This is a genomic window from Mesorhizobium sp. B4-1-1 (genome assembly GCF_006439375.1).
Classification (GTDB): Bacteria; Pseudomonadota; Alphaproteobacteria; order Rhizobiales; family Rhizobiaceae; genus Mesorhizobium.
In genome coordinates, this window is the sequence record NZ_VFTH01000014.1 from 16,704 (window position 1) to 29,748 (window position 13,045).

The 13,045-nt window shown below is 62.9% G+C and carries 10 protein-coding genes; 6 read left to right on the top strand and 4 right to left on the bottom strand.

Going from position 1 to position 13,045, the window contains the following annotated elements:
* Window positions 1–70: 70 nt before the first annotated feature.
* Both FJW10_RS19430 and FJW10_RS19435 read right to left on the bottom strand, forming a co-directional pair.
* Window positions 71–868 (bottom strand): MipA/OmpV family protein, encoded by a 798-nt coding sequence (locus FJW10_RS19430; protein WP_140901268.1) that lies wholly within the window; start codon window positions 866–868, stop codon window positions 71–73.
* Window positions 869–1,032: 164 nt separating this feature from the next.
* A complete protein-coding gene (locus tag FJW10_RS19435) occupies window positions 1,033–2,148 on the bottom strand; it encodes a glycosyltransferase family 4 protein (RefSeq protein ID WP_140901269.1) in 1,116 nt (371 codons plus the stop codon).
* A gap of 131 nt (window positions 2,149–2,279) precedes the next feature.
* Here FJW10_RS19435 and FJW10_RS19440 point away from each other — a divergent pair, with 131 nt between their 5' ends.
* The 4 genes from FJW10_RS19440 to FJW10_RS19455 all read left to right on the top strand — a co-directional run bounded on the left by FJW10_RS19440 (window position 2,280) and on the right by FJW10_RS19455 (window position 6,671).
* Complete coding sequence (locus FJW10_RS19440) at window positions 2,280–3,317, top strand: hypothetical protein (protein ID WP_140901270.1); 1,038 nt, start codon at window positions 2,280–2,282, stop codon at window positions 3,315–3,317.
* A gap of 126 nt (window positions 3,318–3,443) precedes the next feature.
* Window positions 3,444–4,394, top strand: coding sequence for a glycosyltransferase (locus tag FJW10_RS19445; protein ID WP_181177595.1), 951 nt, complete (start codon window positions 3,444–3,446; stop codon window positions 4,392–4,394).
* 10 nt (window positions 4,395–4,404) lie between these two features.
* A complete protein-coding gene (locus FJW10_RS19450; protein WP_140901272.1) occupies window positions 4,405–5,835 on the top strand; it encodes a glycosyltransferase family 1 protein in 1,431 nt (476 codons plus the stop codon).
* Between the two features lie 281 nt (window positions 5,836–6,116).
* Window positions 6,117–6,671, top strand: a complete 555-nt coding sequence (locus FJW10_RS19455) for an HdeD family acid-resistance protein (RefSeq protein ID WP_140901273.1) — start codon at window positions 6,117–6,119, stop codon at window positions 6,669–6,671.
* A gap of 12 nt (window positions 6,672–6,683) precedes the next feature.
* On the opposite strand, the gene FJW10_RS19460 is transcribed toward FJW10_RS19455, so the two are convergent.
* Window positions 6,684–7,667: a bifunctional riboflavin kinase/FAD synthetase gene (locus FJW10_RS19460; RefSeq protein ID WP_140901274.1), complete on the bottom strand. Its 984-nt coding sequence runs from the start codon at window positions 7,665–7,667 to the stop codon at window positions 6,684–6,686.
* A 32-nt stretch (window positions 7,668–7,699) separates the two neighbouring features.
* Window positions 7,700–8,560 (bottom strand): TIGR01459 family HAD-type hydrolase, encoded by an 861-nt coding sequence (locus tag FJW10_RS19465; RefSeq protein WP_140901275.1) that lies wholly within the window; start codon window positions 8,558–8,560, stop codon window positions 7,700–7,702.
* 303 nt (window positions 8,561–8,863) lie between these two features.
* Between FJW10_RS19465 and FJW10_RS19470 the strand changes: the two genes are divergently transcribed.
* Together FJW10_RS19470 and FJW10_RS19475 are read left to right on the top strand one after the other, a co-directional pair.
* Complete coding sequence (locus FJW10_RS19470; protein WP_140901276.1) at window positions 8,864–10,792, top strand: pilus assembly protein; 1,929 nt, start codon at window positions 8,864–8,866, stop codon at window positions 10,790–10,792.
* A 199-nt stretch (window positions 10,793–10,991) separates the two neighbouring features.
* Entirely contained in the window at window positions 10,992–12,965 is a 1,974-nt protein-coding gene (locus FJW10_RS19475) for a pilus assembly protein (RefSeq protein WP_181177596.1), read from the top strand.
* Window positions 12,966–13,045 lie beyond the last annotated feature (80 nt).

Here is a 13,045-nt window from a genome sequence, read left to right on the forward strand (position 1 = left end):
GCGTGGCTTTTAGCGGATGGCGCGGCAGGAATAAAGCGCGGATTTCAAGGCATGAAGCCGCTTTCACGGCCTACATGGTGAAATTGAAGCGGTAAGTGGTCGAGACACCGAAGGTCCACTGATTGCGGTCGCCGCGTTCCTTCACCAGGCTGGAATCGGCCGCCGGCTCCATCAGGCGCGAATATTCGGTAAAGACGCTCGCCGTCATCGGCTCGGTCACTTTCCAGGTGATCGCGCCACCCAGCCCCGTCGACTTCAGCCCGCCGCCCGGATGGTACTCGCTCAGGCCCGAAGCGACCGCTTCCTTGGCGTTGACGCCGTAATAGGCGTCGAAATAGTCGGACGACGCGAACGAAACGCGCGGACCGCCGGAAATGCGCACGGTCGGCGTGATGTCATAGAAGGCGTCCGCGGCGATGTCCGCGACGAAGCCGTTATGGGAGCGGATGCCGTGCCTGAGCTCGGCGCGCGCCCTTAGCCAATCCAGCGGATAGAATTCGAAGAAGCCGCCCGCCTCACCGCCCCAGCGCACGGGATCGAGGCCCTTGAGCTCGTCCTTGCTGTCGCGCGAGAATATGAACTTGCCGGTCAAGCCGGCGCGGACGGATCCGTCATCGATCAGCGCCAGCGAGATGTTGTCGTTGCGCGAGGTGAAGCGCGCCTCCGGACCGACCTTGCCGAGCGAGATGATCGGTTGGGCGCTGAGCATGTATTTCTTGCCGCCTTCGAAATTCGGCGCGACCAGCGCGGTGGCGCCGAGCGTCAGGTACCAGTCGCCAGATATCCAACTGCCCCCGCCCGCCTGGGCGACAGGTGCACCGAGCAGGGCCATGGCGACGGCCAGCGGAATCGTCCCGACAATACGCATCGTCACCCCTTACGCGAAACGCGCCGGCAGCACCACCTGCCGGCGCTCAAGCCATGCCGCGCATTCGGTAAAATTTGACTTAAAATCGGTAACATCAGAACCGGCAGGCGAACTAAATCGCGTCGATATTCAGGATGCCGGCCTGATCCGAATCTGGAAACGTCTCAGCCGACACGCCGGTTGCGGCGCAACGTCCCTATCAGATCGCAGGCTGCTTCCAGTCCGCCGGTAAGCGGGTTCGACGCGCCGTAGGCAAGAGCCGCCTCGCGCCATTGGTCCCGGACCGCCGGGTTGCCGGCTTTCAGGATTGCCTGCCGCCAGATTTCGGGGTCGTCGCGATTGGCCACAACCAGTCCCGCCCCGCTGGCTCCGACATATTTTGCATATCCGCAGGCGTCCGATGCGATGACCGGCAGGCCGTTTGCGAGCGCCTCGAGAATAACCGTGCCCGTATTTTCCAGGCGAGCCGGGTGCAGCATGAAGTCGCTCGCGACCACGATCGCCGGGATGTCCTCCTGGATGCCCAGCAGAGTGACCCTTCCCGATATGCCGGATTTGGCAATCAGGCCGAGAAGCCGCGTTTCCTCCTCGCTGTTTTTTCGAAGGCCGGCGACCAGCCAATGGATCTCCGGGAACGGCTGAAGCGCTTTTATCGCCCGGTCGAGACCCTTCACTTTCAACCTGTTGGCGATGGTCAGGGCGATGACCGTTTCGCGCGGAAGCCCAAAACGATCGCGGATTTCATTGCGGTCGACATTCAGCAGTTCCGGTCTGCGGCGTTTCGGATCGAGCGTCGGTCCGACGACATGAATGCGGGGTTCCTCCGTCCGCCAGAAGTCGCGGTAAAGCGTTGCCTGGTGTTCGCTGAGCGCAATGATCTGCACGGCGTTGCCAGGGGCAAAGATCATCGATTCGAGCTTCTGCTGGCGCATGAAGCGGGGCGAAAACGGCCGCCACCACCCGAGCTTCGACGCAAAATAGGGCGGGTCGCCGGCATAGTAGATATCCAGGCCCGCCATCTTGTTGAAACCGACCACGCAGTCGAAGTCCCGCCTGGCCGTCAGCACGGTCCTACCCAGCGCGTATTCGGTGCCAGGATTCGAGAGAACCCGTGCCGGCTGGATTTTTATCGCAGCCGAGCTCTCGACATGACCGACCTGGCGGGTCGTCAGGATCGTCACGCTATGGCCGCGCCGGACCAGTCGGTCGCTGATGTTGAGACAATCCCTTTGCAGCCCTCCATTCATGAAGAGGGCAGAGATTGCGCAGCAGATTCTCATCGCATTTTCCGGAGCGCCGCCTTATCCCCCAAGTCGGATCGACGGAGAGAGACTCCGGGTGCGCCCCAGACTTCCCCAATCAAACAAACACGGCCGGGCGCCTAAATGTTAGCCGTGTTGAAAACACGAATATGCTGTATATAGTCGGTTATCAAGAGACTTGGATGCTGTCGCGTTCTACCTCTCTCCCCCAAAACCAACCGGAGCGCGCTCATGAAAATTCCGCGGGGCGATCGCGGCTGCGAAGCCGGGTTCGACTGAAAGCCGCCACAGCCGTGCCAAGGGCCCTGCGCGAATATGACTGGCGGCAATGGCTGAGGCTGCAGCCGCTGCTGCACGCCGTCAAAACTGCCCGCTACCGGAAAATCGACCGGAGGCTTCTGCGTCAGCCGGCCAAGGACGGCGACATCCAGGGCATTCGCGCGGCCGCCCGGGGTCGCCATGTCCTGCTGACCGTTGCCTTCGGCGACGCTCAATGCCTGGATCTGCAGTTGCGGCTGACGAGCGGACTTGTTCGCCACGATCTCCACATCGTGGCCGACAACAGCGTCGGCGAAGCTTGCGCGGGCAAGAACAGGCAGGTATGCGCGGCTCATGGCGCCGCCTATGTCAGGCTGCCGGCCAATCCATGGACCGTAAGGAGCCCGAGCCGGTCCCACGGCGCGGCGCTCAATTGGATGTGGCACAATATCCTGAAGCCTGGCGCACCGGCCGCGTTCGGATTCCTCGACCAGGACCTTTTCCCGACGCAGCCATGCGACCCCTTCGAACCTCTCGAAGACGCGGCGTTTTACGGCGATCTGCGCTGGGCAGGCGCGCGATGGTATTTGTGGGCCGGCTATTGTTTCTTTCGATTTGATGCCGTCGGCCGCGAGCCTCTCGACTTCGGGCTCGACTGGTTCGCCGGGCTCGACACCGGCGGCGCCAATTGGGAGGTGCTCTATCGGGATGTGGACCCGAACACGGTACCGCAACGGCCGATAACCGCATTCGCCGCCTTGCCGGGAATTGAGCTCAGACAGGCCTATTGCGAATGGCGGGGAAGCTGGCTTCATGAGGTCGGCCTCGACGGCGACCTTTCCTTGAAGGCGAGAAAGCGCGAGGCGGTCCTGCGACTGCTCGCCCCCGCTCTTGAGATCGCGCTCGGATCGGCCGGACAAAGAGATTGACAGTCGACAGACCGACGAAACTTTGGAATTGGAATTTTTGAAACCAGGCCGCCGACATTCGACAATTCAACGGCCATTCGGTCACGACCGATTATCGCAAGGAAAGTCCCATTGCCGACAGTGAGCGTGATCATTCCGGTGCGAGACGGCGCGCAATATGTCGGCGAGGCCCTGCAGAGCATCCTGGACCAGGATCTGGCGGATATCGAAGTCATCGTCGTCGACGATGGATCTCGGGACGACAGCGCCGCGATCGCGATGTCGATCAGCGACCGCGACAGCCGCGTCAGGCTTGTCGCCAACCGCGGCAAGGGGATCGTCGATGCGCTGAACATGGGGCTTTCGCTCGCGCGGGCTCCTCTTGCGGCGCGGATGGATTGCGACGATGTCTCGCTGCCCGGCAGGTTGCGCCTGCAGGTGGCGTGTTTCGACGCTGATGCCGATCTGCAACTGCTCGGTACGGCGGGGTTGCAGATCGACCGGGACGGAAATCCGTTGAGGCCGCTTGACGTCCCCGCCGGTGGCGACCCGTTGCGCGACGCGCTTGCCAGATACAATCCCATGCTTCATCCGACAGTGATGTTCCGGACCGAGGCCGTCCGGCGCGCCGGAGGCTACCGCCGCGCGTTCACCCATGCGGAAGACTACGATCTATGGCTGCGGCTTTCCGAAACGGGAAAACTGGCCAACATGGATGCGCGGCTCGTGAAGCTGAGATCGCATCCGGGGCAGGTATCGCGCATGAAGGAAGATCAGCAAAGGGCGGCCGCGGCCCTGGCCAGGCAGTCGGCGCTGCTGCGTCGCCATCGCGCCGAGCCGTTCGACGCGAACGGCCAAGCCGCGCAGGCCATCGCAAGCTTTCTGGCGTCGCGCGCCGCCACGGGGGTCGGCATTTCCCGCCCGGAAAGACGCGACATCGAGTTGCTGTTGCGGACCGCGGACATACCCCTGGCCCTCACTCTAAAGCTGCTGTTCCTCGCGGCTGTCGGGGCGCCCTCCTTCAGGACGCTCGCGCTGGGACCTCGACTGGCCTGGCGCAGGATGATCGCGCGTCCCGCAAGAGCGCGGCTCAACTGATGCGGCCCGAATGATGCGTCTCGTCGTCGATCTCTCGAGCATGGTGCGTTGGCTCGGCCCTCCGGTCGGCCTGGTCCGCGTGCAACGCCACTACGCCGCCGCGGCGGCCGCATTCAAGGCTTCCGATGTGGCGTTCACCGTGTTCGACCCGATCGATCGGGTCCTTAGAAAGGTTTCGCCTGGCATGGCTGCGGAAATCATCGCCGGCGACATTTCGTGCGACATGAGCTTTTACCCAGACCCGGCCCGCATCAAGATAAGGTTTTACGATCGCTGGCCGAGTTGGGCGCGGCGGTTGCTGATGGCGATCATAAGACCGCGCCGAATCCTGATAACGGAAATCGGTGCGTTCGGCTGGCGCCATCCCGGCAGCCCTTTTCTGCGTTTCCTCGAGCGGATCGAAAACCGGCTGATGAAGGAAACCGAGCGGCGGCAGGTCGCTCGCGAGGAAGGTTCACGCGCTCGTATCGTCCCGCTCAGGACTGTGGCCGGCGACAAATACGATCTTTCGCCCGGCGACCATCTGCTGTTGATGAACAACGACTGGGCGCATACCGATATCGAGGTCATTTCTCGCGAGGCGCGCTTGGCCGGCGCAAAGCTGATCGTGCTCTTGAACGACATCATTCCGATCCAGTTTCCCGAATGGTACAAGCCGCACGACGTCAAGAGATTCACCGATTACGTGAACCTGGCGGTCGGGCTGGCAGACCGCTTCATCCTGACGTCGAGGCGCGTCACCATCGATGTCGAGGACTATGCGGCCAAGCTCGGCGTCCATCTGCCGGAACTGAAGCAGGTCCCCCTCGGCTGCGACAGCGCCCGCGAATCGACGGCGGACGGCCGCCTGCCGGACGGGATCGAGACCGATCGCTATATCCTGTTCGTTTCCACCATCGAGCCACGCAAGAACCATTCGCTGCTCATGGATGTCTGGAGGCGCATCGTCCTGGATGGAACGGTCGCGCGCAACGGCATGAAGCTGGTTTTCGTCGGCCGCAGCGGCTGGATGGTCGATGCGGTCCTGGCGAAGCTTCACAGTCATCCCGACTACGGCAAGAGCCTTGTCCATCTCGACAACGTCGATGACGCAACGTTGTCCCGCCTTTACCGCAACAGTGCGTTCTGCGTTTATCCGTCGCTTTATGAAGGATATGGGCTGCCGCCCGTGGAGGCACTGGCCTATGGGAAGGCGCTGATCGCCTCCACGGGCGGAGCCATCGCCGAAGTGGTCGGCTCGTCGGGACTCTGCCTTGATCCGCGCGACGTCGAGGGATGGGAAAACGCCATGCGTGAGTGGATCACCTCGCCCGCGGCCCGCGCTCCATACGAAGTGAAGGCCGCAGAATTCGTGGCGCGAGGCTGGGAGCAGGCCGGCCGTGAGACGCTGGAGGCGACGCTTGCGCCGTTCCCGGACGAAGTCCGGCCGTCGCAACAATAATGGTTGCCGGTATACGCGGCTTGCCGCCCGGTATTCCGGAATCGGCTCAGGGTTTCGTCGACGATGCAGCGGCCGATCTCACCCCGGCGCTTGACGGAAAGCGCATGCACTCGCGCCGCCCGCCCTGTGGCTATCAAATCGTCGCGATTCTCGAGCGCGGCGGAAGGTCATGCACAGCCGGCCGCCCGCGGGTTCGGCCCGTGTTGCTGGACGGACAATGCCATTGGGTTTAGCTTCCTTTCGCCGCACGACCGGTGGTGAATTTCGAGGGAGATGAGACCATGACTTTGCCAAGCGACGCCCTGAAGGACGCGATCGGCCAGACGCGGGACAAATGGGGATGGTTCGTGGCGCTCGGCGTGCTGCTGCTGATCTTCGGCGGCATCGCCTTCGGCAATCTGTTCATCGCCACCGTCGCCTCGGTCTACGTCGTCGGCTGGCTGATGCTGATGGCAGGCGTCATCGAGATCATCCACGCCTTCGGGGTCAGGACCTGGGGACGTTTCTTCTACTGGCTGCTGAGCGGCCTGCTCTACGCCGTCGCCGGCTTCTTCGCCTTCGACAACCCGCTGCTCGCCTCGGCGGTGCTGACGCTGCTGTTGGCCATCGCGCTGGTCGCTTCGGGGCTTCTGCGGTCCTGGGTGGCCTTCAATCACCGGCCGCAGCAAGGCTGGGGATGGCTGCTCGCGGCCGGCATCATCACCGTTCTGCTCGGCCTGATGATCGCCATGGGCTGGCCGGTGAACAGCCTTTGGGTGCTTGGCATCTTCCTGGCGATCGACCTGGTCTTCCAGGGATGGAGCTTCATCGCCATCGGCCTGGCGCTGAAGCGGTAGCGGCGCCCTAGACTAGAACGCGATCTCGGCGTCCAGTTGCGAGAGCGGGCGCACGCCCGCCAGCAGCGCCCTCGCCTCGGCCTCGTCCTTTTTCATCTGCGCCACCAGCGCATCGAGGCCGTCGAATTTGAGCTCCGGCCGCAGGAAGCCGAAGAACGACACCTCGCAGGTCTCTCCGTAGAGATCGCCGGAAAAATCGAAGACGTAGGTTTCGAGCAGCGGCGCGCCATTGTCGTCGACGGTCGGACGCCGGCCGAAGCTGGCGACGCCATCATGGAGCGTGCCGTCGGCGCGACGGAAGCGGACGGCATAAATCCCTTCCTTCAAGGCCGCTTCCGGCGAAAGCCGCATATTGGCGGTCGGGAAGCCGAGGGTGCGGCCAAGCTGCTGGCCGCCGATCACCTTGGCTTCGACGGTGAAACGGTAGCCGAGCAGGCCGGCGGCCTCCTCCACCTTACCCTCGGCGAGCAGTCCCCGGATGCGGCTCGACGAAACCACCTCAGCGCCTTCATCGCGGAAGGCGTCAACCAGCGTCACGCCGAAGCCATGCCGTTCTCCGGCAGCCATCAGAAAGGCCGGGCCACCCTGGCGGTCCTTGCCGAAATGAAAGTCGAAACCGGTGATGGCGTGGCGGATGCCGAGGTTCTTCTCCAGCACGTCGGTCACGAAAGCCTCGGGCGACAGCGAGGCGAAATCGCGCGTGAACGGCTGCTCGACCAAAGCGGCAAAGCCAAGCCCGGCAAGCAGCCGTGCCTTCATCGGCGGCGGCGTCAGCACGAAGAGCGGCACCTGTGGCCGGAACACCTTGCGCGGATGCGGCTCGAAGGTGAGCACCAGAGCGGGCACGCCGTTGCGGCGGGCTTCGGTCAGCGCGCGCTCCAGGACGGACTGGTGGCCGCGGTGGACACCGTCGAAATTACCGATCGCCACGACGCCGCCGCGCAGATGCGCGGGCAGCGGCGCGACCGCGGAAAGACGTTCGAAAGCTTGCTTCATGTCGAGGCGTCCGCCATGGCCAGACCACCAACCTATTGCAGACGCGGAATGACGGCGACCGGCCGGTAGCCGTGCTTTTCAAGGAAGCCAGCCAGCCTTGCGGGGTCGGGGCGGAGCGGATCGCCATAGTCGCGAGCGTGGATGCCGCCGGAGACATAGAGCACGTCGAAGCCGTTGTCGGCCGCGCCCTTGACATCGGTCATCATGCCGTCGCCGATGGCGAGAACCTCGCTGCGCTCGACGGCGCGGCCGAGAAGGCCGGCGACCTCCTTCATGGCGACATCGTAGATCGGCGCGAAGGGCTTGCCGGCAATCAGCGTGCGCCCGCCCAATTGCGCGTAATCCCGCGCGAGCGCGCCGGCGCACCAGATGGTTCGCTCGCCGCGCTCCACCAGGATATCCGGATTGGCGCAAATGAACGGCAGATTGCGGGCACGCAGCCGCCGCAGCAGTTCGGCATAGTCGGCGGGCTTCTCGACCTCGTCGTCATAGAGGCCCGTGCAGACAATGCCCGAGGCCTCGAATTCCTCGACCAGATCGACATCGAGCCCGTCATAGAGCGTGAAATCGCGCTCGGGGCCGATATGAAAGATCTTCCTTGGCCCATCGGCGATCAGGTCGCGGGTCACGTCGCCGGACGTGACGACCCGGTCGCAGGCATCGTCAGGGACGCCGATCACCTTCATCTGGGCGACGACGTCGGCGCTGCGACGCGGCGAATTGGTGATGAGCACGACTGGCACATCGGCCGCGCGCGCCCTTGCAAGCGCGGCGGCAGCAGCCGGAAAATGCCATTCGCCGTTGTGCACGACGCCCCATACGTCGCACAGGATGGCGGCGTAGCGCCCCGCCAGATCGTCGAGCGAAGCGATGATGTCAGGCGAATCCGCCATGCCGTGTCCCTGATTTCGATCATGAACCGCGTCGCGCTGAAGGCCGCCGCGGTCGGTCCCGCATAGCCGAAGCGCCTCATCCTGTCACCAGCTTTCCCGACCTGCCCTTCCGTCAAGCGCGGACGGGCACCGGATATCCGCCATGGGCGGACCGCCGGTTGCACAGGGTTAACGCGCAGTCAAAGAGGGCCGCGTTCTTGATAGTTTCGCGAAAGCTGAAATTTAACGATTTATGACCATAGTACCATACCAACTGCGACCATGGTCGTACTCCAACATGGATCCTTGGCGAGGGTAAGCACAATGATCCGCGATTTTTTTCACGACAGGCGAGGAAACTACGCCTTGATGACGGCCATCACGATGATACCGCTGATGGGCGGCGTCGCCGTTGCCATCGACTATGCCGAACTGGTGCGGGAACGGCAGGAGACGCTGAACGCGCTGGACGCCGCCGGTATCGCGACGGCACAGCAGATCGTCGGCGGCGCCAGCGATAGCGACGCCAAGGCCTATGCCAAGACCTTCTTCGAGGCCAATCTCAGGCACGTCCTTCCGGCGAACACGACACTGACGGTTACCCTGCCGAACAACAATGCGGGCGGCGGCACGCTGGTGCTCGAGGCCGCCCTGAAATACAAGCCCTATTTCCTGCCGGCCGCGGTCGCGTTGCTTGGCGGAACCCTGGGCCAGACGGACCTCAACTTCTCGGCCAGGTCCGAAATCCGCCTCAAGAACACGTTGGAGGTGTCGCTGGTGCTCGACAATTCGGGCTCGATGACCGAGCTCGGCCACGGCTCGAGCCAGGTGCGGTTCGACCTCCTGAAGAGTGCCGCCAAGCAGCTGGTCGATCAGCTGGCCGGCCAGGCGCAGCTGATGAAGCAGGTTTCCAAGCCGGTTCAGTTCAGCCTGGTTCCGTTCGCTGCCTCGGTCAATATCGGTTCGGCGAACGCCGGTGCGATCTGGATGGACCAGGACGGCATCTCGCCCATCCAGCACGAAAATTTCGACTGGACGACGATGACCCAGGCGAATTCGCCCTGGCCACAGAGATACGTCGAGAAGGTCGGCAGCATCTGGTATGCGCGCGGCACCGATTGGGACGTCTCCCAGAAAGACAGGGCGCTGACGCGTTTCTCGCTTTACAAATGGATGCAGCGGATTTCGGCGTGCACCAAAGACTGGAACAACGTTTGCACGTCCAACATAACCTACGCCCCGATAGCGACTTGGGGCGGCTGCGTCGAGTCCCGTCCCTATCCTTATAACATCCAGGATACGGCCGCCTCGACCTCGACGCCGGCGACACTGTTCGTGCCGATGTTCGCGCCTGACGAAACCGACAATACCGACAGCAACTCCCGGCCGGCAAACAACAACTGGCACCTCGACGTCACGCCGAGCACCGACAACCCGACGCGCCAGAAATACATGCCGAAATATTTCAACTACGGCACCAAGGTCACCCCTGCCTATGGCACCAATGCCGGCCCCAACACCAGTTGCAGCACGACCGCGATCACGCCGCTGACCGATGTTTCGACCTCGACCGGCGCCACCACGGTCAAGAACGCGATCGACGCCATGGTCGATGTCGGCGCTACCAACGTCCCGGAAGGCATGGCCTGGGGCTGGCGCACGCTTTCCAGCACCGCGCCCTTCACCGAAGGCCGAGCGGAGACGGAAAAAGGCAACGACAAGGTGCTAATCGTGCTCACCGACGGCGCTAATACCTATTACACGCCGACATCGGTGATCGCGCAGAGCTATTCAGGCTCGAACTACAACAGCGGCGGCAACGACCTTGCCGGCAACAAGGCCATCTATTCCTCCCTAGGCTATCTTGCATATGGCAGCCAGACCAAGCCGTTCGGGAGCACCTACACCTATGGCCGACCATTCCTCGGCACCAGCACCAATGTCAGCAAGACCGATTATTCGAACGCCAACTACACCAAGGCGATGAGCGAGCATTTCGCCACGCTGTGCGACAACGCCAAGGCGGCCAATATCATCGTCATGACCATCGCGCTCGACCTCGATTCCAGCAACACGGCCGAGGCGGCACAGATGGCAGCCCTGAAGACCTGCTCGTCGGACTCGCGTTTCAGGAAGGATCCGACCGACCCGACCAAGCCGGCGAAGCTGTTCTGGAACTCGACCGGCGCTACGCTGTCGGACGATTTCAAGGCCATCGGCAACGAGCTGTCGAACCTGCGTATCGTCAGCTAAACGGCACGGCAGACGATCGACGACGCCCGCCGCGAGGCGGGCGTTTTTCTTCGTGGGGCCATACCATGGCAACCGGTTTGGTTAGCGGTAAGTGAAGTCGCCGTTAAGCAATCGAGTGGTTTACCAAACCGGTCCTTCAGCGTTTTGTGGAAGTGTGGCCCGACAGAAAATCCGTCGGCGCGGGGGCCGCTCACCTGAAATGCTTGAATTCTGGCGTCACTTCTGCCGCGACCGGCGCGGAAACTATGCGCTCATGACGGCAATCGCCATGGTGCCGCTGATGGGGGCGGTGGCGATGGCGGTCGACTTCAGTGAGCTCAACCGCCAGAAGCAGATGGTGTTGAACGCGCTCGACGCCGCCAATTTCGCTGCGGCGCGGCGGCTTGCCGAAGGCGCCACGGACGATCAGATCAGAGCCTACGCGGTCGACTTCTTCAACGCCAACCTGAACAACATCGATCCCGCCAACATCTCGCTCAATATCACGCTGCCCACCAGCCAGGCCGGCGGCGGCCTGCTCACCATGAGCGCGACGCTGAACTACCACCCTTATTTTTATCCGTCCTCCTCGCTGCTCGTCGGCGCATCCACGGTCGATGCGAACAAGTCGATCAACCTCGACATGGACTCCCAGGTGCGGTTGAAGAACACGCTGGAAGTGGCGATGGTGCTCGACAATTCGGGCTCCATGACAACGCCCGGCACAGGCACGGGACAGAAGCGCATCGACCTGCTCAAGCAGGCCGCCAAGCAGCTTGTCGACACGCTGGCGCAGCAGGCATCGCAGATCAAGCAGATCGACAAGCCGGTCCAGTTCAGTCTCGTGCCCTTCGCGGCGTCCGTCAATGTCGGGCCGAACAACGACAACGCCGCGTGGATGGACACCTACGGGCTGTCGCCGGTCGCCAATGAGAATTTCGACTGGTCGACGCTGAATGCGCCGGACAAGTACGCCCAGAAAACCAACGGGATGTGGTATAAAAAGGGTACCGGCTGGGGCACGGAGGAAGGCCAGATATTGACCCGCTTCGAGCTCTATCGGGACATGAAGGTCGTCACCAGCCACGAACGTATCGCTGGCAGCAAGCGCGTCGTCTGCGACGAATATCGCGACAACCACACGTGCAAGCACAGCCACGACGAATATGACTATGTCGACACTTACGGGCCGTTCGCCAGTTGGCAGGGCTGCGTCGAGGTCCGGCCTTATCCTTACAATGTCGACGACACATCGGCATCCGGCGGCCCTAACAACACCGGCATTGGCGTCGGAGATCCCGCGACGATGTTCGTGCCGATGTTCGCTCCGGACGAACCCGGCAATCACTGGTACGTGACGCAGGACCCGGATGAGCCGAGGCCGGTAACCTATGGCGCGGCCAACAGCTGGTGGAACGACGACCCGTCGAGCACCACCGGCAAGGCCAGGCAGTCGAACATGGCCAAGTATTTCATGCCCCGGCCGATCAATACCCCGGTGCTGTCGAAGGGCGCCGGCCCGAACTACAGCTGCACCACCACGCCGATCACGCCGCTCACCGACGTCACCAATGCGGACGGGCTTGCGGCCATCAAGGCGGCGATCGACCTGATGCAACCCAACGGCAACACCAATGTGCCCGAAGGCACGGCCTGGGGCTGGCGCACCGTATCGAGCGCCGAACCCTTTACCGAAGGCCGTCCGGAATCCGAGCGCGGCAACGATAAGGTCGTCATCGTTCTCACCGACGGCGAGAACACCTATTCGACGGTCAATTCCGACCCGGCCGGCAACAAGTCGACCTATGCCGCCTACGGCTATACCGGCGTCGGCTATAACGGCACCTCGGTCACCCGCCTGTTCGGCGGCACGTCGAGCGCCATCGGCCAGTTCAACTACTCGTCGAGCAACTACACCGCGGCGATGAACGAGCAGATGGCGAAGCTGTGCGACAACGCCAAGGCGGCCAAGATCATGGTGATGACGGTGGCGCTAGACATGTCGTCGACCAGTTCAACCGACCAGAAGGCGATGGCCGCGCTGAAGGCCTGCTCTTCCGATTCCCGCTTCCGCAAGGATCCGGCCGACCCCAGCAAACCGGCCAAGCTGTTCTGGAACGCCACCGGCGCAACGCTCTCCGACAATTTCAAGGAAATCGCCAACGAATTGTCGAACCTGCGCGTGGTCGGATAAGGCGCGCTGGCGCAACGGTACCAGCCGCCAACCCCTTGCGAGTTCCCGCGAAGCGGCGCACATCTCGGGCACTTTCCGGA

What these genes read in the sequence shown, in the direction of transcription:
- FJW10_RS19430 (WP_140901268.1), bottom strand. Translation starts at nt 868, where the DNA reads ATGCGTATTGTCGGGACGATTCCGCTGGCCGTCGCCATGGCCCTGCTC.
- FJW10_RS19450 (WP_140901272.1), top strand. Translation starts at nt 4,405, where the DNA reads ATGATGCGTCTCGTCGTCGATCTCTCGAGCATGGTGCGTTGGCTCGGC.
- FJW10_RS19465 (WP_140901275.1), bottom strand. Translation starts at nt 8,560, where the DNA reads ATGGCGGATTCGCCTGACATCATCGCTTCGCTCGACGATCTGGCGGGG.
- FJW10_RS19460 (WP_140901274.1), bottom strand. Translation starts at nt 7,667, where the DNA reads ATGAAGCAAGCTTTCGAACGTCTTTCCGCGGTCGCGCCGCTGCCCGCG.
- FJW10_RS19435 (WP_140901269.1), bottom strand. Translation starts at nt 2,148, where the DNA reads ATGAGAATCTGCTGCGCAATCTCTGCCCTCTTCATGAATGGAGGGCTG.
- FJW10_RS19475 (WP_181177596.1), top strand. Translation starts at nt 10,992, where the DNA reads ATGCTTGAATTCTGGCGTCACTTCTGCCGCGACCGGCGCGGAAACTAT.
- FJW10_RS19455 (WP_140901273.1), top strand. Translation starts at nt 6,117, where the DNA reads ATGACTTTGCCAAGCGACGCCCTGAAGGACGCGATCGGCCAGACGCGG.
- FJW10_RS19440 (WP_140901270.1), top strand. Translation starts at nt 2,280, where the DNA reads ATGCTGTATATAGTCGGTTATCAAGAGACTTGGATGCTGTCGCGTTCT.
- FJW10_RS19470 (WP_140901276.1), top strand. Translation starts at nt 8,864, where the DNA reads ATGATCCGCGATTTTTTTCACGACAGGCGAGGAAACTACGCCTTGATG.